18 protein-coding genes and 1 pseudogene are annotated in these 24,405 nt (G+C 72.4%); 11 read left to right on the top strand and 8 right to left on the bottom strand.

All coding sequences use genetic code 11. From position 1 onward, the window contains the following. Positions 1-116: 116 nt before the first annotated feature. Positions 117-2,867, bottom strand: a complete 2,751-nt coding sequence (locus tag ID574_RS36375; protein WP_188193559.1) for a helix-turn-helix transcriptional regulator — start codon at positions 2,865-2,867, stop codon at positions 117-119. 113 nt (positions 2,868-2,980) lie between these two features. Here ID574_RS36375 and ID574_RS36370 point away from each other — a divergent pair, with 113 nt between their 5' ends. From ID574_RS36370 to ID574_RS36360, 3 genes are all read left to right on the top strand, one after another. Further along, a complete protein-coding gene (locus tag ID574_RS36370) occupies positions 2,981-3,316 on the top strand; it encodes a hypothetical protein (protein ID WP_188193558.1) in 336 nt (111 codons plus the stop codon). A gap of 37 nt (positions 3,317-3,353) precedes the next feature. Continuing rightward, positions 3,354-4,010 carry a carboxymuconolactone decarboxylase family protein gene (locus ID574_RS36365; RefSeq protein WP_188193557.1) on the top strand — a complete coding sequence of 219 codons (657 nt, stop codon included), beginning with the start codon at positions 3,354-3,356 and terminating at the stop codon, positions 4,008-4,010. A gap of 270 nt (positions 4,011-4,280) precedes the next feature. Next, positions 4,281-4,622 (top strand): hypothetical protein, encoded by a 342-nt coding sequence (locus ID574_RS36360; protein ID WP_188193556.1) that lies wholly within the window; start codon positions 4,281-4,283, stop codon positions 4,620-4,622. A gap of 36 nt (positions 4,623-4,658) precedes the next feature. On the opposite strand, the gene ID574_RS61905 is transcribed toward ID574_RS36360, so the two are convergent. Further along, entirely contained in the window at positions 4,659-4,787 is a 129-nt protein-coding gene (locus ID574_RS61905) for a hypothetical protein (RefSeq protein ID WP_262496090.1), read from the bottom strand. 264 nt (positions 4,788-5,051) lie between these two features. Between ID574_RS61905 and ID574_RS36355 the strand changes: the two genes are divergently transcribed. Both ID574_RS36355 and ID574_RS36350 read left to right on the top strand, forming a co-directional pair. After that, positions 5,052-5,639, top strand: coding sequence for a TetR/AcrR family transcriptional regulator (locus ID574_RS36355; RefSeq protein WP_188193555.1), 588 nt, complete (start codon positions 5,052-5,054; stop codon positions 5,637-5,639). Between the two features lie 333 nt (positions 5,640-5,972). Then, positions 5,973-7,493 carry an amidohydrolase family protein gene (locus ID574_RS36350; RefSeq protein WP_223167440.1) on the top strand — a complete coding sequence of 507 codons (1,521 nt, stop codon included), beginning with the start codon at positions 5,973-5,975 and terminating at the stop codon, positions 7,491-7,493. Here ID574_RS36350 and ID574_RS60460 read toward each other — a convergent pair. Beyond that, positions 7,462-8,451, bottom strand: a complete 990-nt coding sequence (locus tag ID574_RS60460; RefSeq protein ID WP_223167439.1) for an alcohol dehydrogenase catalytic domain-containing protein — start codon at positions 8,449-8,451, stop codon at positions 7,462-7,464. The two genes, ID574_RS36350 and ID574_RS60460, sit on opposite strands and share 32 nt — an antisense overlap. A gap of 228 nt (positions 8,452-8,679) precedes the next feature. Here ID574_RS60460 and ID574_RS36340 point away from each other — a divergent pair, with 228 nt between their 5' ends. Continuing rightward, complete coding sequence (locus tag ID574_RS36340; RefSeq protein WP_188193554.1) at positions 8,680-10,209, top strand: hypothetical protein; 1,530 nt, start codon at positions 8,680-8,682, stop codon at positions 10,207-10,209. A 242-nt stretch (positions 10,210-10,451) separates the two neighbouring features. Here the strand turns inward: ID574_RS36340 and ID574_RS36335 are convergent, their stop codons facing one another. Further along, positions 10,452-11,519 (bottom strand): flavin-containing monooxygenase, encoded by a 1,068-nt coding sequence (locus ID574_RS36335; RefSeq protein WP_188193553.1) that lies wholly within the window; start codon positions 11,517-11,519, stop codon positions 10,452-10,454. Between the two features lie 65 nt (positions 11,520-11,584). On the opposite strand from ID574_RS36335, the gene ID574_RS36330 reads away from it, so the two are divergent. From ID574_RS36330 to ID574_RS36310, 5 genes are all read left to right on the top strand, one after another. Continuing rightward, on the top strand, positions 11,585-11,923 hold the full coding sequence (locus ID574_RS36330; protein ID WP_188193552.1) for an ArsR/SmtB family transcription factor: 339 nt from the start codon (positions 11,585-11,587) through the stop codon (positions 11,921-11,923). A gap of 450 nt (positions 11,924-12,373) precedes the next feature. Continuing rightward, positions 12,374-13,774 carry an FAD-dependent oxidoreductase gene (locus tag ID574_RS36325; RefSeq protein WP_223167438.1) on the top strand — a complete coding sequence of 467 codons (1,401 nt, stop codon included), beginning with the start codon at positions 12,374-12,376 and terminating at the stop codon, positions 13,772-13,774. 9 nt (positions 13,775-13,783) lie between these two features. Next, positions 13,784-13,984: an ArsR family transcriptional regulator gene (locus ID574_RS60455; protein WP_223167437.1), complete on the top strand. Its 201-nt coding sequence runs from the start codon at positions 13,784-13,786 to the stop codon at positions 13,982-13,984. A 324-nt stretch (positions 13,985-14,308) separates the two neighbouring features. After that, a complete protein-coding gene (locus ID574_RS36315) occupies positions 14,309-15,283 on the top strand; it encodes a VWA domain-containing protein (RefSeq protein ID WP_188193551.1) in 975 nt (324 codons plus the stop codon). 365 nt (positions 15,284-15,648) lie between these two features. Further along, a complete protein-coding gene (locus ID574_RS36310) occupies positions 15,649-19,926 on the top strand; it encodes an HAD-IC family P-type ATPase (RefSeq protein WP_223167436.1) in 4,278 nt (1,425 codons plus the stop codon). A 12-nt stretch (positions 19,927-19,938) separates the two neighbouring features. On the opposite strand, the pseudogene ID574_RS36305 reads toward ID574_RS36310, so the two are convergent. The 4 genes and pseudogenes from ID574_RS36305 to ID574_RS36290 all read right to left on the bottom strand — a co-directional run bounded on the left by ID574_RS36305 (position 19,939) and on the right by ID574_RS36290 (position 23,951). After that, positions 19,939-20,712: pseudogene (locus ID574_RS36305) on the bottom strand (ABC transporter ATP-binding protein). After that, positions 20,709-21,788: a FecCD family ABC transporter permease gene (locus ID574_RS36300; RefSeq protein ID WP_223167435.1), complete on the bottom strand. Its 1,080-nt coding sequence runs from the start codon at positions 21,786-21,788 to the stop codon at positions 20,709-20,711. The pseudogene ID574_RS36305 and the gene ID574_RS36300 overlap by 4 nt, the downstream one beginning before the upstream one ends. Before the next feature lie 2 nt (positions 21,789-21,790). Beyond that, positions 21,791-22,786 (bottom strand): FecCD family ABC transporter permease, encoded by a 996-nt coding sequence (locus ID574_RS36295; protein ID WP_223167434.1) that lies wholly within the window; start codon positions 22,784-22,786, stop codon positions 21,791-21,793. Positions 22,787-22,949: 163 nt separating this feature from the next. Continuing rightward, positions 22,950-23,951, bottom strand: a complete 1,002-nt coding sequence (locus tag ID574_RS36290; RefSeq protein ID WP_188193548.1) for an ABC transporter substrate-binding protein — start codon at positions 23,949-23,951, stop codon at positions 22,950-22,952. Positions 23,952-24,405 lie beyond the last annotated feature (454 nt).

The raw sequence follows: 24,405 nt of genomic DNA, 5'->3' as shown, positions 1-24,405 counted from the left end.
CCTGCCCGCCCGGCCAGAACCCGTCGCTGCGCAGGTGCGTCAGGCGAACGAAGAGTACAGGCTTACGGTCGCGCGAACAGATCGAGCACCTTCGGGCGTTCGCTGGAGGCGCTGGATCAAGGGAGCCGGCTCGAGGCCTCGTCGAGGGGGAGCCGGGCCAGTTCGCCGCGGGAGGCGACGCCGAGCTTCGGATAGGCCTTGTACAGGTGGTAGCCGACGGTTCTGGGGCTGAGGAAGAGGTGGGCGGCGATCTCGCGGTTCGTCATGCCGGTGGCCGCCATACGGACGATCTGCAGCTCCTGCGCGGTGAGCCGGTCGAGGGCGGCGGCCTGTGCGGGGCCGGTGCGAGACCGGCGTTCCCCGGCGGCACGCAGCTCGGCGCGGGCGCGTTCGGCCCAGGGACGGGCGCCCAGGCGTTCGAAGATCTCCATCGCGGACCGGAGATGCGGGCGGGCCTCGCTGCGGCGCCGGGCGCGGCGCAGCCACTCGCCGTAGAGCAGCTCGGTGCGTGCCTGCTCGAACGGCCTGTCACCCTGCTGGTGCAGTTGCGCGGCGGCCGAGTAGTGCCGCTCGGCCTCTTCGCCAGGAGTCAGCAGCGCGCGGCAGCGGAGACTGACGGCCTGGGTCCACGGCTGGCCGGTTTGGGCGGCCCACTGCTCCAGCCAGACGGAAGTGGTCCGGGCGAAGTCGAGCCGGTCGGCCCGCACCGCCGCCTCCACCAGGTCTGGGGCTCGATGCAGGGTCAGCATGAGACGCCCTGCGGGCAGGGCCGCGCCGTGCTCTTCCGCCAAGCGGACGGCGTCCTCGTACCGGCCCAGGGCGAGGTCGAGGAGAATGAGCGCCGCGAAGCTCATGCCCTTGGCGCTGGCGTTGCCGGTGTCGCGAATCCGGTCCACGAGGGTCACGCACCGCTCCTCGTCTCCCTCGATCGCGGCCAGGCATGCCATGACGCCGGCCAGCAGGGCAGCGGCCTCGTCGTGCTGGAGGGTGTCCCGTGCGATGCGCAGCCCTTCCTCGGCGCTGGCGTGCGCATCCCGGTGCCGCCCAAGGAAGAGTTGCGCCCTGGACAGGAGCGCCAGTGCCAGCGGGAGCACGCCGATCGCGCCCTGAGCGCGGCAATCGTGTTCGATGGCCGCGGCACGCTCATAGGCGGCGTTGTCGTCCCCGGTCACCAGGTCGAAGATCGCGATCCTGGCCCGCTCCTGCAGCGTGGCCGGGTCGCCGTGCCGGCGCACGCCCTCGATGAGGTCCCGCAGCCCGTCCAGCGCCTTGACCGGTTCCTCGGACGTCACCCGGGCCAGCCCCGAGGCGGCTAGCAGCAGATGCTCGGCGGGGCCCGTGACGGACGGGCCCAGCGCGGCCGCCCGGTGCGCGGTGTGAGCCGCGGCGGCGAACTCAGTGGCGGCGAAGGCGGCGCTGATCGCCTCGAAGTACATCACCGCTGCCGTGTCGCCGTCTCTCGCGGCGATCGCGTCCGCCGCCTCGGCCAGCGTGGCGTGGGCGACCTTGGGGCGGCCCTGGGCGTTGGCGATGGTGGCGCGCAAGCGCGCGGCCTGCCCGAGGACCAAGGGATCATCCAGCTCGGCGGACGCCCGGTCGGCCAGATCGTGCGCCTGGTCGTGCCGGCCCGCGTCCAGAGCCGCCTGCGCCGCCGCCAGCAGTCGCCGGGCACGCCGCGCCGGCTCCGGGCTGAGCTGGGCGGCGCGCTCGTAGGCGGCGGCCACCGCGGCGTGCCCTCCGCGCGTACGGGCCTGTTCCGCACTGCGCTCCAGCGCGGCGGCCGCCTGCTCGTCCGGGCCGGTCGCCGCGGCCGCGAGGTGCCAGGCCCGCCTGTCGAGGTCCTCGGCCCTGCCGTCCAGGGCTTCGGCGAGCGCATGGTGGGCGGCCAGCCGCCTGGTGAGCGGGGCGCTGCGGTAGGCGGCGCTTCGCACCAGCGGATGGCGGAAGACCAGCCTGCGATGGTCGAGGTGGACGAGCCTCGCCGCCTCGGCCGGCTCGACGTCGGCCACGGACGCGCCCAGCCGCCCGGACGCCTCCAGCACGAGCTCCAGCCGGCCGGTGTCGTCGGCGGCCGCCACCAGTAAGATCGTCCGCGTCGCTTCCGGGAGCGATGACACGCGCTCCTCGAACGCCCGCAGTACCCGCCCGGAGGCGGAGACGTGGCCGATGTCCAGGGCGTTCTGCCGGACGTCGGCCAGCATCGTGGGCAGCTCCACCAGGGCGAGCGGATTGCCCTGGGCCTCCCGCAGCACCCGGTCCCGTGCCTGCGGGGGCAGGTCGCCGGCGTGCGTGGCGAGCATTCGGGCGGCGGCCGCGTCGTCCAGCCTGCCGAGCCGCATCTCCTCGATCCCGGCGGCGTGGAACGTCCTGTCGTCGTCGCGGGCGGCGAACAGCAGCGCCACTCCCTCGGCCTCCAAACGGCGAGCGGCGAACAGCAGGGCCTCGGCGGAGGCGTGATCAAGCCAGTGGGCGTCGTCGACCAGGCACAGCAGCGGCCGCTCGTCGGCCAGGTCCGCCAGCAGGGTCAGGACGGCCATGCCCACCAGGAAGCGGTCGTGGGCCGGGGACGAGGAAAGCCCGAACGCCGATCGCAGCGCCTCCGCCTGCGGCAAGGGGAGCGCCGGCACGCCGTCCAGGACCGTTCGCAGCAGGAGGTGGAGGCCTGAGAAGGGTAATTCCATCTCCTGCTCGATGCCTGTGCCCCGGAGGATGCGCATGTCGTGCCCGGTCGCCGCCGCATGGTTCAGCAGAGCGGTCTTGCCGATCCCCGCTTCGCCGCGGATCACCAGTGTCCGGCTGCGACCGTTTCGTACGTCCCCCAACATCCGGTCGATGCCCGCTTGCTCCGCATTCCGCCCGAAGAGCATGAACAAACACTAGTAGGCCGCCGTGGCAGGCCGGCGCGTCGCCCCGAGCACGCTTGAAAGTCCCCGCATGGGGATATATTCTCAAGGTCGAGAGAAAGTCCCCAGGAGGAGACATGTACGCGATCGTTCGTCACTACCGCACGGATGCCGGCTCGGTCCGGGACATGGTCCGCCAGGTGGACGCCGAGTTCGCCGACCGCATCCCCGAGCAGGTCGGCTCCCTGCTCTACACCGCCGTCGACACCGGCGAGGGCGCCGCGATGACCATCACGCTGTTCGCCGATGCCGAGTCCGCCACCCGCTCCGAGGCCATGGTGACCCAGGTGCAGCGAAGCCTTGCCGAGCGGTTCGGCGTGGACGAGACCACCGTCCACCGCGGCGAGGTGATGGTGAGCCGAGCCGCGGCGGCGGTCGCCGCCCCGGTCCGCTTCGCCGGGACCGTGAGCTGACCCCGGGCACGACGACGTCGAACGGAAGGAATGTGACATGGTCGACCTGCCGAGCAGTCCGCTGGCCGAGGTGGACGCGGAATTCGAGACGATGGCCCTGGAGACGGGCGGCTTCACCTTCGGCCTGCGCCACACGACCACGCGGGAGAAGTTGCTGCAGGTCGCCGCGCATGACATCTGCCTGGCCAATGTGGGGCTGGCCTTCAAGATGCACGTCATGGCCGCGCATCAGCACGGCGCCTCCTATGCCGATCTGCTGGCGTTGATCAGGTTCGTGGCGCCGTACTCCGGTTATCCCGCGGCCGCCAGTGCGTTGAGCGCTTTGAAGCAGTACGCCGGCGAGCTGGGGCTGGAGGTGGCCGCCGACACCGACCCGGGAAGGGGCGTGCCCGCCGGGCAGGAGGCCGTCTGGCCGGTCGCCGACTCCTGGATGGCGGACTTCCTGGCCTCCCGTCTGGGCCGCGCCTGGAGCGAGGAGCGACTGTCACGACGCGAGCGGGCGTTCGTCGCGCTGGCCGCCCTCGTCACCCTGCAGGCGCTCGGGCCGTCCTTCCGCCGTCACGTCGAGCTGGCCCTGCAGGTGGCCGGCCCGGACGAGGTCCGCGACGCGGTGCGTTTCACCGCCGAGATGGGCGTCACCAAGGCGGTCGCGGCGCTGGAGGAGTTGGACGAGGTGCTGGCCGGCAGAGCGTGAGGGCGGTGCGGACTGCCCGGGCCACCCGGCGATGCAGCACGTGGTCCGCTCCACGTGGCCTCCGGCGCCGCTGCTCCAGCCGGTGGCCCCCGAGCCGAAACCCCGACTCCACCCGCATGAACGCCGGGGAGAACTCCGTGGGCTCGAACGCGCCCTCACCCTCCCCACGTTCCCGCGAAGAACCCGAGGTGCCGCAGTTCGCCGGCCGGAGAATCAGACATCGCGCTCGCCTTTCATCGGCGACGCCTTCCTTGACGGAAAAGGAGATCCATGCACGCGTTCATACGCCGCTACCGGATGGGGGCCGGCGCCGTGGAGGACCTGATGCGGACGGTGGACCGGCAGTTCGCGGCCCAGCTGTCCGGGGCGGGCGCATCGGCGCCGGTCACGCTTCCCGAGGGCATTCTCGGCTACTACGCCGTCGCCGACGACGACGGGATGATCGTCACCGTGACGCTGTTCGAAAGCGAGGAGCACGTCAGGCGGGCACGGCAGGCCGCCGAGAACATCCGCCTGGCCTTGGAAGAGTTCCAGGTTGAAGAGGTCGCCACGATCACCGGCGCCGTCAGCATCGCGAGGACCGGCGCCATCCCCGACATCGAAGCGAAGTGACCCAGGTCGCGCAACGCGGCGTGAGAGCCGTACGGGCTAGGGTGCGGCCGGGGAGTCGAGCGGATCGCCGCCGGCCATGAGCGAACCGGAAGCCCGCCAGAGGTGATCGCCGGTGCGGTGGTCCGGGCCGCTGACCTGCCGGCGGCCGAGGACCCGCTGTCGCATCGGCGGCCATGCCAAGCTCCTCACCCGGATGCGGCGCGTGTTGCCGGATCGGGCCATGGACGCTCACCTCGCTGTGCGCCCACGTCGAGGCCGCGCGGAGCGCCGGAGCCGCCACGAGACTGATGCGGCCGAAGCCGAGTCGCTCGCGGCTCGCCCTGAGTTCGCCAGTGGCCTGCTCAAGTCCTCATGGGAGGATATATCGCCCTCGTAGGAAGGAAAAGTCCTCAGGAGGGGATATGATCGACCGGCGATGAGGGAGGGCTGATGGCGAGGACGGGGCGGAGGCCGGGGACGTCGACGACCAGAGAACAGATCTTGGCGGCGGCGGCGGCGGCATTCAGCGCCGGCGGCTACGAGGCCACCAGCATGCGGCAGGTGGCCGCCGACGCCGGGGTGGACCCGGCGCTGGTACGCCGCTTCTTCGGCAGCAAGGAGCAGCTGTTCGGCGCGGTCATGGCGTCTGTCTTCCAGGTGGAGGACGCGGTCGGCATGCTGATCGAGGGCCCTCGGAGCAAAGTGGGGGAGCGGCTGGCGGGGTTCGTCCTCGATCTGCTCGGCGACGTGGAGCGCCCGGGCCCGCTGCTCGGCCTGATCCGCTCCGGCGCGACCAGCGAGCAGGCCGCCGCCGTGGCCAGGGAGTTCCTGGCCAAGAACATGCTCGGAGAGGTCACCCGATCGCTCGGAGTCGACCATGCCGAGATGCGGGCGGCACTCGCGGCGAGCCAGCTCGTCGGCTTCGCCATCACCCGTTACGCGGTGCGGGCCGATGCGCTGGTGACCGCCGAGCGTTCCCAGCTGGTCGCCTGGCTCGCGCCCACGCTCCAGCGGTACCTGACCGGCCGGGCGCCATAGCGGCGGTCCGCGGGGGCACGCACCGGCCACCATCCCGTCCGCATTCGCGGCGATTCGTGGCGCCGTACATCACTGTCGAACACATCCCCGCGAACTCCGTTCAAGCCGCGGGCGCGGATCCCCTCGGGATCGACGAGCAGGGCCACCGTCGACCGAGAGCTGCTGACCTCGCTCACGCGCATCCGCCCGATCCGGCTCATGGCGGGCGACCGGTCAGCGCGTGACCTTTGCCTAGTCAGGTGACGGATTCTCGTCGAGCGGATCGTGCCTACGGTGACGGCGGGCAGGGCGCGATCGTGCCCGAAACGGCGAAGACGGATGAAGGAGACCCTTGTGACTGACTTCGAGCCTCCCATGGTCGACCGGCGCGAGTTCGGCAGATGGTTGTTGCTGGGCGCGGCGGGCCTCACCCTCGCAGGAGGCGTGTTAGGGGCCGACCCCGCGGCGGCCGGGAGCGCCGGTGTCGTGGTGCTCGCCGGTGCCACCGTGATCGACGGTGTCCGCGGCACACCGCTGACGGACGCCGTCGTCGTCCTGGCCGGCGACCGGATCGTCTGGGTGGGCAGGCGGCGCGAGGCGGTGATGCCGGAGGGCGCGCGGCTCGTGGACGTCCGCGGGAAGTTCGTCATCCCCGGTCTCTGGGACGCCCACACCCACATGACCTCCTCGGCCGAGGCCGTCTATCCTCCCCTTCACCTGGCCAACGGGGTCACCGGCATCAGGGAGATGTGGGGCGCCCCCGCCCTGCACGCCCTGCGGCAGCGGATCGAGAGCGGCCAGGTGCTCGGCCCGCGGATCATCATGTCCGGCGACATCATCGACGGCCCGAACTCCGTATGGGCCGGCGACAACGCGATCCAGGTCTCCACCGAGGCCGAGGCGCGCGCGGCCGCGCACGCCACGAAGGACATGGGCGCCGACTTCGTCAAGACGTACTCCTACATGGGACGCGACACGCTGGCCGCCGTCATCGACGAGAGCCGCCGGCTGGGCATGCCGGTCGTCGGGCACGTGCCGTGGAGGATGTCCATCGCCGAGGCCGCCGACCTCGGCCTGCGCTCGTTCGAGCACCTCTTCGGCATGCCGACCGCCGTCTCCTCCCGCGAGGACGACATCCGGCACATCCTGGCCACCACCCCCATCGACCCGGCCCGCCCGCGCCAGTACTACGACCTGGCCCGCGAGCTGGACCGTCAGGCGTCGCTCAGCTACGACCCGGCCAAGGCCGAGGCGCTGTTCGGCCACCTCGTACGCCGCGGCGCCTGGCAGTCGCCCACCCTGACGGTCCTGCGGGCGGTCGGCTCGCCGGCCGGCACCTACGCGAACGACCCCAGGCTGAAGTACGTCCCCGCCGACGTACGCGCCTTCTGGAGCCGGCGCATCCTCGAACTGGCGCCCGGCACCCCGGAACAGATCGCCGAGCAGCGCGCGTACCTGGACTTCCGGCTGAGGATGGTGAAGGACATGCACGATTACGGGGTGGGCATCCTCGCCGGCACCGACACCCCCAACCCGTACACCTTCCCTGGCTTCGGCGCACACGACGAGCTGGAACTGCTGGTCCAGGCGGGCCTCAGCCCGATACAGGCGCTGCGCTGCATGACCAGCGAGGTCGCGCGGTTCCTCGGCCTGCAGGACCGCGTGGGCGCCGTCGCCCCGGGCAGGGCGGCCGATCTGGTCGTGCTGGACGCGGACCCGCTCCGCGACATCCGCAACACCCGGCGGATCAACACGGTCGTGGCCCGCGGCCGGCTGTTCCCCCGGCGCGAACTGGACGCCATGCTCGCAGCCGTCGAGTCCGCGGCATCCGGCACCGAGGCCGTCACCGCCCGCTCACCGAGGATCTGCTGCTGACAGTGCCAGCCCGGAAGACGACCATCAGTGTGCATCCGCGCGGCGGCTGAGGTCGGGACCGACGCCCTGCCCAGCGGGTGAGCGTGATGCGGCGGGACGGTGTCGTACCGGATCCGGAAGCGGACGAGGTTTCTAGACGGCGAGGGTTTCCAGGTCTACGGCGTCGGCCATGACTTGGGCGCCCTTGTCGTTGAGGTGCATGCCGTCGCCGCCGTCCAGGGCGGGGTGGATGTGGTCGGGGGCCTCGGGGTTCTCGACCGCTCGGGCCACATCGAAGACGGCGTCGAAAGCGTCGGTGGTACGGATCCAGTCGGGCGAGCAGGCCGCCCAACCGAGGACTGTCGAGGTGCGCCACCACGACGGTTACGGTGATCCCGCGTTCGGATGCCGGTTCGGCGCCCGGCCGGACGCCGACGAAGGCCCCGCCGTCGCGGACCAGGGCGAGGCCCCGCTGCCGCAGCACCGCGCCGTCGGCGACCGCGTCCCAGCCCGGCTCGGCGTCCACGGTGAACTCGGCGCCGAGGCCGCGGACGAACTCCTCGTCCTCGGCCCGGGCCAGACCGGTCACCTGCCAGCCGCGGTCCTGTGCGAGCGAGGCGACGTACCCCCCGACCGCGCCGGCCGCCCCGGTCACCAGCAGCCGGTTTCCGTCGGTGGGCGCGTCGCCGAGCAGGTCGACGATCTGGGCGGCGGCCAGCCCGTTGAGCGGCACCGTCGACGCCGCGACCAGGTCCAGCCCGTCGGGAACGACGGCGAGGTCGGCGGCCGGCACGACGAGCTGCTCGGCGTAGGTGCCGAAGTCGCGGTCGAAGCCGGCCACCAGACCGGCGACCCGGGTGCCGACGGCCAGGTCAACGCCGGGGCCGGTGGCGACGACGGTGCCGGCGAAGTCCCAGCCCAGGCCGGGTACGAGCTGACCGACCTCGGTCTCTCGCTCCCAACACGTGATGCGCGGCATCAAGGAATGGGCCGAAGCGCACATGGACGAGGTGCTCGCCAATCGCGAGGCATACGACACCCGTGAGGCTTGAACGCCGACCATCAGCGCAGCAGCCCCGCTGACTGACGACGGCCACCCGATCCGCAGGTCTCGGCGATTTCCGCCGTACGCGCTGCTTGCCCGGCCCGATAGGGTTCTTGATCATCCGGGAGGATCGGGTAGAAAGGGCGGGCCGCCGTGCTCTCCGTGTCGACTCTCGGGCCGCAGCGACGTCATCCGGTGTTCTGGTGGTGGCTGGCGGCCTCGTACGCGTTATGGGAGGTCATCTGGGAGGTGCTGACGCCCCCGCGGCGAGTGATGTGTGCCGGGCCACCGATCTTGAACCCGGTGGGTCCCGTCCGCCGCACAGTCGCCGAAGTGGCCGAGGCGGCCGCGGGCGTGCTGTATCTGGCGGGGCCGTTCCTCCTGGCGATGATCGCCCTGTTCGTGGCCAGGCGCGACGATGCCCGCGTCCACCTGATGGCCGCGGTTCTCGGGTTCGGGCTCGTCGCGTCGCCCGAGGTGCTGGCGGTCGCCGCGGAGGTGCTCAGGCCGCCCGCGGAGCCGCCGCCCGGCTGCCTGCCGGACCCGGCGCCCTTCCGAGTCCTGCCGGTGGTCCTGTCGTGGGTGATCTCTCCGCTGACGATGATCCTGCTCGCGGGCGCCGCCGGGACGCGCGTGCGTCCGGACCGGGGCTCGGTGCTGCGGCTGGTCGCGGCGCTCGGGGTGATCGTGCTCGTCGTGCAGGCCGTGAGGATCCTGCCGGAGCGACTGGCGGAGCCACCGGTGGCGGACGACGGCACTCCCCGGTACGCGCTGCTCCCCGGCGGCCACCTGGAGACGGTGAACCTGGAGACGGGCCGCATTGCCCATGAGTACATGCCGTACCTCGGGAGGGGCATCACCCAGATCAAAGCGGTGGCCGCCACCCGGGAGCCGGGTGAGTACGTGGTGAGCGTGACCTTGCGGCGTGGCCAGGACACCTGGTCGCCGCGCGGCGTCGTCTCGCGCGTCCACCGCCTGACGGTGGACGCCGACGGCCAGGCGAAGCTGGGCACGGCGTTGTCCGGCAAGCTGAACGGGAGCGTCGACCGGATCGTGGTGTCGCCCGAGGGCCGCATCGCCTACAGCCGCCGGACCGAGGACCGGGATCACAACCAGACCACCTACGTCGGCGTCCTCGACCCCGACGTCGAATGGCGGGCTGCCGCGTACGGGTTCTACTGGAGGGACGCCCACACTCTGGTGCTTCCCGACGACATCCACTTCACCGGGGTCACGTACCCGCCGAAGCCGGAGTTGGTGAAAGCCTGGGAGGGCGCCCTTGACGTGCGGCTGCCCGCGTCGGACCCGCCGGCCGCGGCGGTGCTCGTCGGGGCGCCCCGCGACAACGGCAGCCACACTCTCCCTCATCCTCTGCCGGACGGCCGGACCCTGCGGGTGCGCCAGGGCAGCTATGAGCAGCCGTCCGAGCTGCTCCTCTACGATGGGGACCGGAAGGTGGCCACGGTGCTCACCTTGAGCTGCGGCGAGATCGTGTCGATGGCGCTGGACCGATCCGGCCGGCATCTCCTGGTCGGTAAGGACAACGAGAACGATTCGGCGGCCGGCAACAGACCGTGCGGGGGCAAGAACCACGAGCTGCTCCGCGTCGGCCTCACCCCGACGGCCGCCGGTGCCTTCCCCCACAGGGTCGTCTGGCGGGGCGACACCTATGTCGGCGGATTCACCTGGTGACCGGCCCCTGCGAACGGCCAGTCAGCTCGCGTCCACCACCGCCGATCGATGCGGCAGTGGACGGCCCCCGGCCCCTCCCGGACGGTGTCCTCCGACGACAGCCGGGCCACAGGTGAGCGGTCATCGATTGGGTTCCTTTCCGACAGGAGCGGGTCGGCGTGACGGGGCCGGGGACGGCGTGCATGACCAGGCCGGCGGGCGGCATGGCCGCCACCAGGGAGTGGCAGGTGGGGAGTTCGGGGTCACAGGCCGTAGGCGGCCAGGGCCTTGCTCGCGTGGGCGGCGATCGGGGCGGCGATGTGCTCGGCGTCGCGGTGGACCCCGCGCAGCGTGTTGGAGGCGAAGGAGCGCTGGAATTCCAGCCCGACGTAGCCGAGCCCCAGATGGGTGGCGGAGAGGCCGCCGACGTGCAGGGGGAGGCCGTTGTCGTCGAGGGCGCCGAGTGGCCGCAGGTAGTCCAGGTGCGGACGGTAGCCGGTGGCGTAGATGACCGTGTCCACGCGTTCGCGGGTGCCGTCGGCCCAGAGGATGTGGTCGCGGTCGAAGGCGGTGAACATCGGGCGGCGCTCCATCTGGCCGGACTCGACCGCGGCGGCGTAGTCGCCGGTGTCCATGACCAGAGTGCCGGTGGCGATGCGGGCCAGCCAGTGCGGCGGCAGGGTGTCGAAGCCGGTGGTGGTGTGCCAGTAGTGCACGTCCTTGCCGCCGACGGTCTGCGGAAAGAACTGGAGCGGGCGGCGCGTGGCCAGGGTGACGGTGGCGACCGCGGCCAGTTCGTACCCGATCTGGACGGCGGAGTTGCCGCCGCCCACGACGACCACGCGCTGTCCGGCGTAGTGCTTGGGGTTGCGGTACTCGGCCACGTGCAGGGCCTGGCCGGTGAAGTCGTCCTGGCCGGGCAGGACGGGCACGTACGGGTTGCCGAACGACCCGGAGGCGGCCACGACTCCCATGGCGCGCAGGGTGTCGCCGCCGGCGGAGTGCACGAGGAATCCGCCCGCGCCGTCGGCTTCCACGGAGGCGACCCGGATGCCGGTGCGGATCTCCACGTCCAGGCCGCCGGCGTAGCGCTGGAGGTAGGCGACGACCTCGTCGCGGCCGGGGTAGTGGTCGGGGTCGCCGGGGAAGCCGAGGCCGGGCATGGCGCTGTAGCGGGCCGGGGAGAACAGGGCGAGGCTGTCGTAGTAGCAGGCCCAGGAGCCGGTGGGGCGGTCGCCGGCTTCGAGGATGACGGGCGTGACGCCGCGGTCGCGAAGCGCGCGGGCGGCGGCGAGGCCGGACTGGCCGGCGCCGATGACGATCGTGTCCATGACGCCGCATCATATCGTCATATCCAGAAGACACAATATGATGTGTCCGGGGTGATGCTTTGACCATGACGACGAAGGCGATCGAGCTGAGCGACGAGGCGCGCGGCTTCCTCAAGGCGATGGCCAGCGAGACGCGCCAGCAGATCATGGAGCTGTTCGTCGGCGGCGTCGAGCTGACCGTCAACGAGGTCGCCGAACGCATGTCGCTGGCCCAGTCGGCCACCTCCACCCACTTGGCGACCCTGCGCGACGGCGGCGTGCTCACCTCGCGCCGTGAGTGGAAGACCGTCTACTACCGGGCCGACCCGGTACGCATAAGCAAGGCGCTGTCGGACCTGCAGGCCACCCTCAACGCCTGCTGCCCGCCTCCCGGGCAGACGTCGCCGGCCTGCGGATGCGATTGAAGGGCGCATTCTGACCGGCCGTGATCAGGCGCGGCACGCGCACGGACCCGGACCACTCCACCGGTGTGATCGTCTGACCGTCTGCTCGGACAACCGCTCGAGCGCCGTCCGAGCCGCCCGTGCATCGCACGCCGGGCCTCTTGCGCACACATCGCGCTCGGCTCCTTTCGTGGGCCGGAGCGGTCGGAGGCCCGGCCACTCCGAGGGTCGGGGCTGGCGTCTGGACTCCCGTTTCGGCGGCCTGGGTCGTGCCGCGGCACTCGGCCTTCGCCTCGGGCGGGCAGCAGGCCGACTGGGCGGCGGGGTGCAGACGGTGTACGTGTCATTGAGGAGACGTCGCCGAACGCGGATGGACGCATCCAGATTCGACGGAAGGCTAATTTGACAATCATCTAAGCAGCAGGGCAAGCTCCTCATTGATTAGATGGATTTCTATTCAGGAGCCGGATCATGAGTGGATGCTGTGGCCCCGCCACCGCCGAGATCGAGCAGTTCACCACCCAGCACCAGCCCGAGGGCCTGCCGGTCGTCGTGATCGGCGCGGGCCCGGTCGGCCTGGCCGCCGCCGCGCACCTGGCCGAACGCGGCCTCGACTTCCTGGTCCTGGAGGCCGGGCAGCAGGCGGGCGCCTCGATTGCCAAGTGGGGACATGTCCGGGTGTTCAGCCCGTGGAAATACGACATCGACGCCGCCGCCCGTCGCCTGCTGGAGGCGGACGGCTGGACCGCCCCGGACCCCGAGTGGCTGCCCACCGGCGCCGAGCTCGTCGACGACTACCTTGCCCCGCTGGCCAAGCTCCTGGGCCGGCGAGTGCGAACCGGGGCCGCCGTCACCGCGATCAGCCGGCTCGGCTACGACCGCGTCCGCACCAACGGCCGCGAGCAGGCGCCCTTCCTGATCCGTCTCGCCGACGGTCAGGAGCTGCAGGCCCGCGCCGTCGTCGACGCCTCCGGCACCTATGCCTCCCCCAACGTGCTCGGCGCCGGCGGCCTGCCCGCGCACGGCGAGCAGACGGCGGCCGAACTGATCGACCACGCCTTGCCGGACGTCCTGGGCGCCGACCGCGGCCGGTACGAGGGCAAGCGCGTCCTGGTGGTCGGCGCCGGCCACTCCGCGGCCACCACCCTGCTCGCCCTGGCCCAGCTGGACGACACTCCGATCACGTGGGCCATCCGCGCGGGCGACGCCGCCCGGACCTACGGCGGAGGGGAAGCGGACGCCCTGCCCGCCCGCGGCGCGCTGGGCACCCGCCTGCACGCCCTCGTCACCTCCGGCCGCATCACGCTGCTGACCGGCTTCTTCACCCATCGCGTCAACGTCACCGCCCATGGCGTCGAAGTGGTCAGCCGGGACCCCTCCGGTGCGGAGCAGTCGCTCGTCGTGGACCGGATCGTCAGCGCCACCGGCTATCGGCCCGATCACTCCATCGCCGGCGAACTGCGGCTCGACCTGGACCCGATCCTCGGCTCCACCCGCGCGCTGGCCCCGCTCATCGACCCCAACCAGCACTCCTGCGGCACCGTACCGGCTCACGGCGTGGACGGGCTCGCGCACCCCGAGCCCGGCTACTACGCGATCGGCGTCAAGAGCTACGGCCGCGCCCCGACCTTCCTGATGGCCACCGGTTACGAGCAGGCCCGCTCCGTCGTGGCCGCGCTGGCAGGAGACTGGGAGGCGGCCCGCCAGGTGCAGCTCGAGCTGCCCGAGACCGGCGTGTGCTCCTCCAGCCTCGCCGAGGCCCAGGAGCAGCGGGCCGGCCTGGCCACCGGCATCAGCGGCGGCCTGCTCGCCACCCCGTTGCCGCTCGCCACCGTCTCCGCCTCCGGCGACGGCGGCGGTTGCTGCGGCTGAGGTGTCGTCGTGGCCGCCACCGCAGGGCCGTGCTGCGCGCCGATCGCCCGCGAGCCGCTGCCAGCAACCGACGCCTTCGACCTGACCGCCCCCACCGTCTCCCACCACCTCAAGGTGCTGCGCACCGACGGCAGCAGGCCGGTCGGCGTGCCCAGCACCAGTTGCCGCCGGTCGCCCTTCGACTGGCAGCGGCGGATGAGCCCGGCCTGATTGAGGATCTTCAGGTGGTGGGCGAGCAGGTTGGTGGGCAGGCCCAGCTCTGGCCGGTCTCCCCGGTGACGCGTCGCCCAGGGCCAGGTGGTCGGACGATCGCCAAGCGGGCGGGCTCGCCGAGTGCGGCATGCACGCGCGCCCTGGTTCTGCCCGCGGCCGGAGGCCGCCAGGCGAGCGGCAGGACCCGCGCTGGCATGTGCCCATTCGTGTGCGGGTAGATGCCGGAATGTCCGTATGTAAGAAGGTGCACCCGCACGAGAGAGCGCCGATGGGCGAGGGGCGCTCCTCCGGGGAGCGCCGGCGTCCTTGCAGGGAGTGCAGGTGACCTTTCAATCCGCCGGCTGGCTGTGGTTGTTCGCGGCCTTGGTCGCCGGCGTGGCGGGGTACGTCGTCGCCCAGCTCTTGCGGCCCCGCTACGCCGCCCGCTTCACCGACCTGCGGCTGCTCGACCTGATCGCGCCCAGCCGGGCAGGCTGGGCGCGACACGTGTCCGCGGCGTTGTTCACGCTGGTCGTGGGGATGCTCATCGTGGCCGCCGCGCGCCCGACCGCCACAGTGCAGGTGCCGCGGGACCGGGCCACGATCATCGTCGCCATCGACGTGTCGCTGTCCATGGTCGCCACCGACATCCCGCCGTCCCGTCTGCAGGCGGCCAAGTCCTCGGCCAAGACCTTCGTCACCAGCCTGCCCGACCGGTTCAACGTGGCCCTGGTCTCGTTCGCGCGCTCCGCCGCCGTGGTGGTCTCGCCCACCATCGATCACGAGGCCGTGGCGCGGGCGATCGACGCGCTCCAACCGGCGTCGGGCACCGCCATCGGGGAGGCGGTCTTCTCCGGCCTGGAGACCATCCGCTCCTTCGACCAGCAGGCCGCCAGCGACCCGCCTCCTGCGGCCATCGTGCTGCTGTCGGACGGCGACAACACCGCCGGCCGTACCGTGCCCGAGGCGGCGCAGCAGGCGGCCCGGGCCGAGGTGCCGGTCTCCACCATCGCCTTCGGCACCCCGGACGGCACGGTCGAGCTCGAAGGGCGGCAGGTGCAGGTCCCGCCCAACCCCGAAACCCTGCGCGCGCTGGCCGTGGGCACGGAGGGACAGGCCTACGACGCCCAGAGCGCCGGCTCGCTGGACGAGGTGTATCGCAGCATCGGCAGCTCGCTCGGGAGCACGACCAAGAGCCAGGAGGTGAGCGTTGAGGTGCTGCGCTGGGCGCTGCTGCCCACCTTCGCGCTGGCCGTCCTGTCGCTGCTGGCACCGATCAGACCGGCCTGGTCGCGCCGTGCCAAGGCACGACCGTGAGTCCCCGGCCGCCTCGCATGTCTCGTACCGCCGAGGCCCCTGGACGAACGGGCCGGCGGTCGTGGTGAGCGCCGGCACCGTCGTTGTCGGCTCGAGTTGATAAGGCGTCGGAGAGCACCGCGGTTTGCGGCATGACATGAGCCGGCTCGGGCAGAAGGAGACACATCACGAGAGGGGGCGAATTGGCGGTGCTGGGGCTGCGGGCGCCTGCTCCCGTCTCCGGTGCGGTCGGGTTGGTCACCGGCGTGGCGGGCTGGCTGTTGGGCGGGGGCCACGATGCGCGGGATGTGTGGGAGTGTCCGGGCCGACTGCATATCGAGACGCACGGCGTCCACGGCGCGGGCGGTGCCCGGGTGGCTCGCCGGGTGGAACACGCACTGGAGCGGCACCCGGGCGTGGTGTGGGCGAGGGTGAACGCGCCCGCGTGCCGGGTGGTGGTGGCCGTGACCGATCCGCCACCGCCGCGCAGGGAGCTGGTGGCCCTGGTGGAGCAGGCCGAGTCCGCGCCGATGAGCGAGGATGAGGAGATCGCCGAGGAGGAGCTGCACCATCCGGCCGAGAGCCTGGCGCGCACCTGGGTGTTGCCGAATCTGGCCGTCGACACGGCCGCGTTGGCCCTGGCCGGCCTCACCCGGGTGGCGCCGTGGGCGCCGCTGCCGACAGAGCTGGCCGGCCTGGCGTCCGCCGTTTCGCTGCACCCGCGCCTGCGTGAGCTGACCGCGAAGCGCCTGCACGGGCAGGAGCGGGCGGAGTCGCTGGTGTCCATGGGCATCGGCCTGGCGCACGCTCTGGCGGCGGGCGGATCGGGTACGGTTCTGGACATCGCGCAGCGAATCGGCCAGTGGCAGGAGGCCCGCGCCGATCAGCTGGCGTGGCAGGAGGCCGAGCCGCGGCTGATCCGTGGCCCTGAGGACGCCGGGGCCGAGCCCGTGGCCGTCGAGCGTCCGTGCGCGTTGCCGGACGGCCCGGTGGAGCGTTACCAGCGGCGGGTGCTGGCCGCCGGGGCGGTCGCGGTGCCCGCGGCCACGCCGCTGGTCGGATGGCGGCGGGCGGCGGCCGTGGGGCTGGCCACGCTGCCCAAGGCGACCGAGGTGGGTCGGGCCGCGTTCGCCTCCCATCTGGGTCAGGTGCTCGCACGCAACGGCGCGCTGGTGATGGACCGGGCGGCGTTGCGCCTGCTGGGCCGGATCGACACGCTCGTCCTGGACGACGCCGCGCTGCGCACCGGCCGCTGGGAGCTGACCGACCTGGTCCCGCTGGCCGGCGTGGACGCCGGTGAGGTGGCCGAGACCGGTTTCGCGTTGTTCGCGCCCGAGGACGCGCGCTCCGTACGTCACGACGGCGAGTGGAGCCTGGGTCCGGTCGAGGAGCTCCAGCTGCGTGGCCGCACCGGGATCCGGCAGCGGCGGCGGCTCGCCGAAGCGGGGGCCGACGTCGTGCTGGGACTGGCCCGGCGGGGGCGGCTGGAGGCCGTCCTGGCCGCCGAGCAGGAAACCGCGGCCGGGCTGGACGCGGTCATCGGCGCCGCCCGCCGCGCCGACCTGACGATCGTGCTGGCCACCGACGAGCAGCGACCGCGGGCCGGCTACGCCGACAGAGTGGTGCAGCGCCGGCGCGGCCTGGCCGCCGCGGTACGCGAGCTCCAGGCGGAGGGCGGCGCCGTCATGCTGGTGTCGTGCGACCGCCGGGCGTTGGGCGCCGCCGACTGCGGCCTCGGGGTGCACCAGGAGGGCACACCCCCGCCGTGGGGCGCGCACGTGCTGGTCGGATCCGACTTCGCCACGGTGCTCCTGCTCGTGGAGGCCGTGGCGGCGGCCCGCTGCGTGGACCGCGACTGCATCGTGCTGGCCCAGGCGGCCACCGGCATCGGCGCGGTCTCGGCCCTGGAGGGCGGGGCGGCGCGGCCGTCCACCCGTAGTCTCCACGCGGTCAACGCCGGTGCGGCGCTGGGCTTCGCCGACGGGGTCTGGCGTGCTCACCACCTGCACACCCGTACGCCGGCTCGAGCCGCCGCCCGCCCGCTGTGGCACCTGATGCCGACCTCGGCCGTGCTACGTCGGCTGGAGGTCGGCGAAGGTGGGCTGACCAGCGCCGAGGCGAAGAAGCGGTGGCGGGCCGGCAGCCGGCTGGAGCCGCTGGGCACCAGCCTGGGCACGGCGTTCCTGGAGGAGCTCGCCAACCCGCTGACCCCCATCCTGGCCGGTGGGGCGGCGCTGAGCGCGGTCGTCGGCTCGCTGGTGGACGCCGGACTGGTCGCCGGGATCACCGGGATCTCGGCGCTGACCGGCGCCGCACAACGGGTACACACCGACCGCGCCCTGGCCGACCTGCTGGCCCGCTCCGCGGTCGGGGCACGGGTCCGGCGCGACGGCGTCGAACAGGTCGTCACCGCCGAGCAACTCGTCCCCGGCGACGTGATCCGGCTCGAATCCGGCGACGTCGTCCCGGCCGACTGCCGGGTGCTGCAGGCCGACGGGGTGGAGGCCGACGAGTCGTCGCTGACCGGCGAGTCGCTGCCGGTGGCCAAGGACGTCGCCCCGGTGATCGCCGCAGAGGTCGCCGAGCGTCGCTCGATGCTGTACGAGGGCACGACCCTGGCGACCGGCCGGGCTGTTGCGGTCGTCGTGGCGACCGGCGCCGACACCGAGGTCGGACGCAGCATGGCCGCCGCCCGGCAGCGCCCGCCCGCCACCGGCGTGCAGACCCAGCTGACCCGGCTCACCCGCCGCAGCCTCCCTTTGGCTCTCGGGTCGGCGGCCGCGGTCACCGGCGCGGGGCTGCTGCACGGGGTGCCGATCCGCGACAGCCTGGGCGCGGCGGTGAACCTGGCCATCGCCTCGGTGCCCGAGGGCCTGCCGTTCCTGGTCAACGCCGCACAGCTGTCGGCCGCCCGCCGCCTGGCCGACCTCGGCGCCCTGGTGCGCAACCCCCGTACGATCGAGGCTCTGGGCAGGGTGGACGTGCTGTGCTTCGACAAGACCGGCACTCTGACCGAGGGCCGGTTGGCGGTGAGCCAGATCCACGACGGCGCCCACAGCTGTATGCCACGGTCACTCGACGGCCCCTGCCGCACCGTGGTGGCGGCCGCGCTGCGGGCAAGCCCGGACGTCCGCCACCCGCAGGACGCCGTTCACCAGACCGACCGCGCCGTGCTGGAGTGCGCCCGCCGCGCCAGGATCCGGCACGGCACCAGCGCACGCGGCTGGCGCACGATTCTCGCCCTGCCGTTCGAGCCATCCCGCGGCTTCCACGCCACCCTCGGCCGGTCCGGCAAACAGCTGGTCCTCAGCGTCAAGGGCGCCCCCGAGGTCGTGCTTTCCCGCTGCCGGCGGCGCCTGACCGGCGGCCACGAGCACGACCTGACCGACCGCGACCACGAGAGCCTGGCCGAGCTGGCCGAACGGCTCGCCGGAGCCGGCCACCGCGTGCTCGCCGTGGCCGAACGCCGCACGCCCATGACGACGCAGGAGATCGACGAGGACGCGGTCGGCGACCTGACCTTCCTCGGCTTCCTCACCCTGGCCGACCCGGTGCGCACCAGCGCCGCCCCGGCCGCGGCGCGCCTGCACGAGGCGGGCGTCCAGACCGTCATGATCACCGGAGATCACCCCGCGACGGCCGACGCGATCGCGGCCACCGTGCATCCGGACGCCGCACCCAACCAGGTCCTCACCGGGACGGAACTCGACCGGCTCGACGACGACGCCCTGGACCGGCGGCTGCCCGAGGTGAACGTCATCGCCCGCTGCAGCCCGGCGCAGAAGGTCCGTATCATCCAGGCCTACCAGCGGCTGGGCAAGGTCGTCGCGATGACCGGTGACGGAGCCAACGACGCCCCGGCCATCAGACTGGCCGACGTCGGCATCGCCCTGGGCCGGCGCGGCACCCCCGCCGCGCAGGCCGCCGCCGACCTCGTCGTCTCCGACGACCGCCTCGAAACGATCATCGCGGCGCTCGTCGAGGGACGGGCCATGTGGTCATCGGTACGGCACGCCCTCGGCATCCTGCTCGGCGGCAACCTCGGCGAGATCGGCTTCACGGTCCTCGGCGCCGCACTCACCGGACGGTCCCCGCTGAACGCCCGTCAACTGCTGCTCGTCAACCTGCTCACCGACCTCGCGCCGGCGCTGGCGATCGCGCTGCGCCCACCGAGCGAGCACGACGTCGCACGCCTGCTGCGCGAGGGCCCGGACATCTCCCTCGGTGAGGCGCTCACCCAGGAGATGACGATCAGAGCCCTGGCCACCACCGCCGGCGCCGGCAGCGCCTGGCTTGCCGCCCGGCTCACCGGGCGCTCCCGCCGCGCCGCCACCGTGGCACTCGCGGCCCTGGTCGGCACCCAGCTCGGCCAGACCCTGCTGATCGGCGGGCCGGACCGCAACGTCCTGGCGGCGGGCCTCGGCTCCGCCGCCCTGCTCGCCACCATCATCCAGACACCGATCGTGAGCGGCTTCTTCGGCTGCACCCCACTGGGGCCCGTCGGCTGGAGCATCGCCCTCGGCAGCGCCACGGCCGGGAGCGTGCTCGGCGCGGCTCTCACCCGGTGGCCCCTGGACATCATCACCCGCAACCTGACCCCTGAGCCGGCGCCCGCCGAAGGCGGCAAGGAGTCGGCCGCGATTCCGTGGCTTCGCCTGTGGTGATTCGGCCGTCTGTTAGGTGGGCACCACCATGGGTGTGCCGGCGACCGGGTCGGGCACCACGACACAGGCCAGCCGGAGACCTTCTCGACCAGTTCGGCGGTGATCACGTCGGTGGGGGCGCCCTCGGCGACGATGGCGCCTTCGGCCATCGCGATGACGTGGTCGCTGAAGCGGCAGGCGAGGTTGAGGTCGTGCAGCACGACCACGATGGTCTTGCCGGATTCGGTGTTGAGGGTGCGCAGCAGGCGTAGCAGTTCGACCTGGTGGTTGATGTCGAGGTAGGTGGTGGGCTCATCGAGCAGCAGCAGGTCGGTGTCTTGGGCCAGGGCCATGGCGACCCAGACGCGTTGGCGCTGGCCGCCGGACAGCTGGCGCAGCGGGCGGGTGACCAGGTCGGCGGTGCCGGTGGCGTCCAGGGCGCGGGTGACGGCCTCGTCGTCGCGCCGGTTCCAGCGGCGGAACCAGCCTTGGTGGGGGTAGCGGCCGCGGGCGACCAGGTCGGCGACGGTGATGCCGTCCGGGGGCCAGCGGGGTTTGGGGGAGCAGGCCGAGGGTTTGGGCGACCTGGTGGGTGCTGAGGCCGGCCAGGTGTTTGCCGTCGAGGTAGACGGCGCCGTGCTGGGGTTTGAGGAGGCGGGCCAGGCCGCGGAGCAGGGTGGATTTGCCGCAGGCGTTGGCGCCGACGATGGCGGTGATCTTGCTGTCGGGGATGTGCACGTCGAGGTTGGCCACGATCGGGTGGGTGTCGTAGCCGAGGGTCAGGGCTTGGGCGTGTAGCCGGGTCATCCGCCTGCTCCTTGCCGGTTGGCGGTGGCCAGCAGCCACAACAGGCAGGGGGCGCCGACCGCGCCGGTGACCACGCCGGTGGGCAGCGGGGTGGGCAGCAGGTGGTTGGCGATCAGGTCGGCGGTCAGCAGCAGCGTGGCGCCGGTGAGCGCGGCTGCGATGATGGCGCCGGTGGCGGGGCCGAGCAGCCGGTTGGCGATCGGGCCGGCGACCAGGGCGACGAAGATGATGGGGCCGGCCACGGCGACGGCCAGGGCGACCAGGAGCACGGCGGGGCCGGCTTGGCCGATGGAGCCGGTCAGCCAGTGCATGGCCTGGCGGGCTTCGGACAGCTGGGCGCGGGTGAGCATGTAGCCGATGAGGCCGTCGAAGAACAGGGCGATGCCGATGCCGATGAGGATGAATCGGTAGCCGGCCAGGCCGTCGCGCCAGGCCAGCAGGTACATCAGGAGGGCGGCGGTCAGGGCGCCGCCGAGCGCGAGGGCGCTGATGGCCAGGCCGCCGGCTTGCAGGAGCACGATGCCGGTGATGGCGGCCAGGCCGGCGCCGGAGGTGATGCCGACGAAGTCGGGGGAGGCCAGGGGGTTGCGCAGGAGTTGCTGGAAGATGGTGCCGGAGGCGCCCAGGGCCAGGCCGACGGCCAGGGCGGAGGTGGCGGTGGGCAGGCGCAGGTCGCGCACGACGAAGTCGACGCTGGGCTCGTGGCGCAGGTGCAGCACGGAGGTGATGACCTCGCCGGGGGTGAGCTGGAAGCTGCCGGCCATCATGGTGAGCACGAACAACGCGGTCACGGTGGCGGTCAGTGCGCAGGTCACGGCGATCAGGCGGGTGGTGCGGCGGCGGCGGGTGGCGCGGAAGGCCCCCGCAGTGGGCATCGCGGCCGGCGCTCCGGCCGGTGGGGTGGCCGGTGGGGTGGCGGCTGGGGTGGTGGGCGCGGCCCGCCCGGCCGGCCCGGTCGGCGGCGTGATGGGCGGCGTGGTGCCTGTGGTGGCCAGGCTGGCGGGTGCCGGGGGTGGCGTGGACGGCGTGGGCGGCGTGGGTGGCGCGGGCGGCGTGGGCGGTGTGGTGGGGGTCATGGTCACACCTCCGACAGCCGGCCGTAGCGGACGATGCCGATGAACGCCGGCGCGCCAAGCACGCCGAGGACCACGCCGACCTGCAGCTCGTCGGGGGCGGCGGCGATGCGGCCGAGCACGTCGGCGGCCAGCAGCACGATGGGGGCCAGCAGCATGGAGTACGGCAGGATCCACCGGTAGTCCGGGCCGCAGAGGATGCGGGCCAGGTGGGGGACGACCAGGCCGACGAACACGATGGGGCCGCAGGCGGCGGTGGCGGCGCCGGCCAGCACCGCGACCACGGCGAAGGCGGCGGCGCGGGTGAGGGTGACGCGCTGGCCCAGGCCGCGGGCGAGGTCTTCGCCGAGGGCGAGCCCGTTGAGCGCCCGCCCGAAGGTCAGCGAGGTGGCCAGGCCTGCGAGGAGGAAGGGGGCGATGCCGGTCAGGATGGGGGTGTAGCGGCCGGCGAGTGAGCCGACCTGCCAGAACCGCAGCTCGTTGAGGGCGTCGATGTTGGTCATCACGATGCCGGTGGTCAGGGAGACCAGCCCGGCGGTGACGGCGGCGCCGGCCAGGGCCAGCTTGACGGGGGTGGCGCCCTCGCGGCCGAGTGAGGCGATGGCGTAGACCAGTGCCAGCGCGGCGCTGGCGCCGGCGAAGGCGAACCAGACGTACAGGCCGGCGCCGCGCACGCCGAGCACGGTGATGGCGAAGACGACGAAGACGGCGGCGCCGGCGTTGATGCCCATGATGCCGGTGTCGGCGAGGGGGTTCCGGGTGACGCCTTGCAAGATGGCGCCGGCCACGCCGAGTGCGGCGCCGGTCAGGATGCCCAGCAGGGCGCGGGGTACCCGCAGGTGCAGGGTCACGGTGCTGGCGGTGGAGGCGTCGGCGTCCCAGCTGCCGAGCGCGGCCAGGACTTGGGGCAGGCCGATGGAGCGCGAGCCCAGGGTGATGCTGAGGAAGGCGGCCAGGGCCAGCAGGGCGCACAGCACGGCCGGGCCCGGGCCGAGGATCACGGCCCGCCGCCCGCCCAGCGTCCCCGAAGCGGCGGGCGGGGGCGGCGCGGCGGGTGCCGACGATGCCGATGGTGTGTTGGGTGCCGGCGGTGTGCTCGGTGTTGACGGTGTCGGCGGTGCCGGCGGTGTGGTCGGTGTTGGCGGAGGGGTCATGGGCGGGTGGTCAGTCGCCGATGTCGGGGTTGGCGGGCTTGATGGCCTGGGTGAGGGCGTCCAGTTCGGTGGCGAAGTCGCCGTAGGTGTGCAGCCAGTAGGCCGGCCAGGGGGTGACCGCGCCCGCCTTGGCTGCTTTGATCTTGAACCAGGTGGGCTGTTTCTTGCCCCGGTCGGCGTTGGAGGTGGGTGTGTAGTTGCGGCTGTCCCACAAGATCAGGTCGGGCTGGTATTTGTCGGCGTTCTCCCAGCTGAGGTTCTCCCAGTAGGGGAAGCCCGGGTCGGGGCTGTCGGGGTTGATGACCTTCAGTCCCCAGCGCTGGAAGTCCAGCAGTTCGGGCGCGTATGCGGGGTTGGCGAAGTACAGCTTGTCACCGGCGGGTGACATCGCGGCCGCGGTCAGGCCGGGTTTGGCGGCCACCGCCTGTTTGAAGGCGGTCACGGATTGTTCGAAGCGTTGTTTGTTGGCGGCGATGGCGGGGGCGTCGAGGTCGGCGCCCAGGCTCTTGGCGAGGTTTTCGTAGCCCTTGGCGAGGTCGACGATGGATTTGCCTTGGGAGATGCCCACCACGGGGGCCAATTCGGCGAGTTTATTGCTTTTTTCGTCGACGCCTTCTTCGAAGCCGCTGTGGGCTTTTTCGGCGGGCCACCAGTCGCCGACGATGAGGTCGGGGCGCAGTGCCGCGGCCTTTTCCACGTCGATCTTGCCCCATTCCTGGCCGAGGATCTCGATGCCGGTCAGGTCGAGGTCTTTAAGGTTGGCGTCGGTTTTGACCGATTCGTCGGCGTAGATGCCGACCGGTTTGATGCCGAAGGACATCAGGGCGGCATCTACGCCGACGTGCGCGATGATCCGGGTGGGGGTGGTGTCGGCGGTGACGACTTTGCCGGAGCCGTCGGTGAAGGACCAGGGGCCGGACGGCGCGGAGGAGGCGGCGGCGGTGCCGGTGGTGCCGGTGGTGCCTCGGGTGCCGGTGGTGCCGGTGGTGGTGGAGCCGCAGCCGGCGAGCACAACGCTCAGGGGTGGCGAGTGCCAGGACCGGACGCCATGCGCGCATGGCGGAGCTTCCGTTCTCTTTTGGGGGTGAAGCCTCACAGGTCAACAGTTAGGAAAGGCTAACCATAGTTTGGGCAAATTGGCTAGTCGGGCACGGTCCAATGCCGGGAGGCTCCGCGCTCCCGGATTCGAGGTCAGCTCTGACGGCGCAGGACCTGCCCACGCCGCAGACCGGTGTAGAGGCCTTCGTGGACGTCGGGCTCGCCGTCCAGCAGCACGGTGAGCACGGCCCCATAGCAGGACAGTTCACCGCTCGCGGCGGACCGCGATGCCGTCGAGCACTAGTGCTGCGTTCCTCAAAGGGTGTAGGTGAACCGTCGGCGTAGCTGCCGTGGTGGCGGTGGTGGGCGTCCCCAGACCCAGGGTTTGGCCTGGGTGTTGAGCTGGGCGGTGGCGATGCGGGTGGCGT

Origin of the sequence: Nonomuraea sp. SYSU D8015, assembly GCF_008065375.1 — a bacterium.
Lineage (GTDB): Bacteria > Actinomycetota > Actinomycetes > Streptosporangiales > Streptosporangiaceae > Nonomuraea.
The sequence above is the reverse complement of the archived record's forward strand: the minus strand, read 5'-3'. Positions and strand labels throughout refer to the sequence as shown.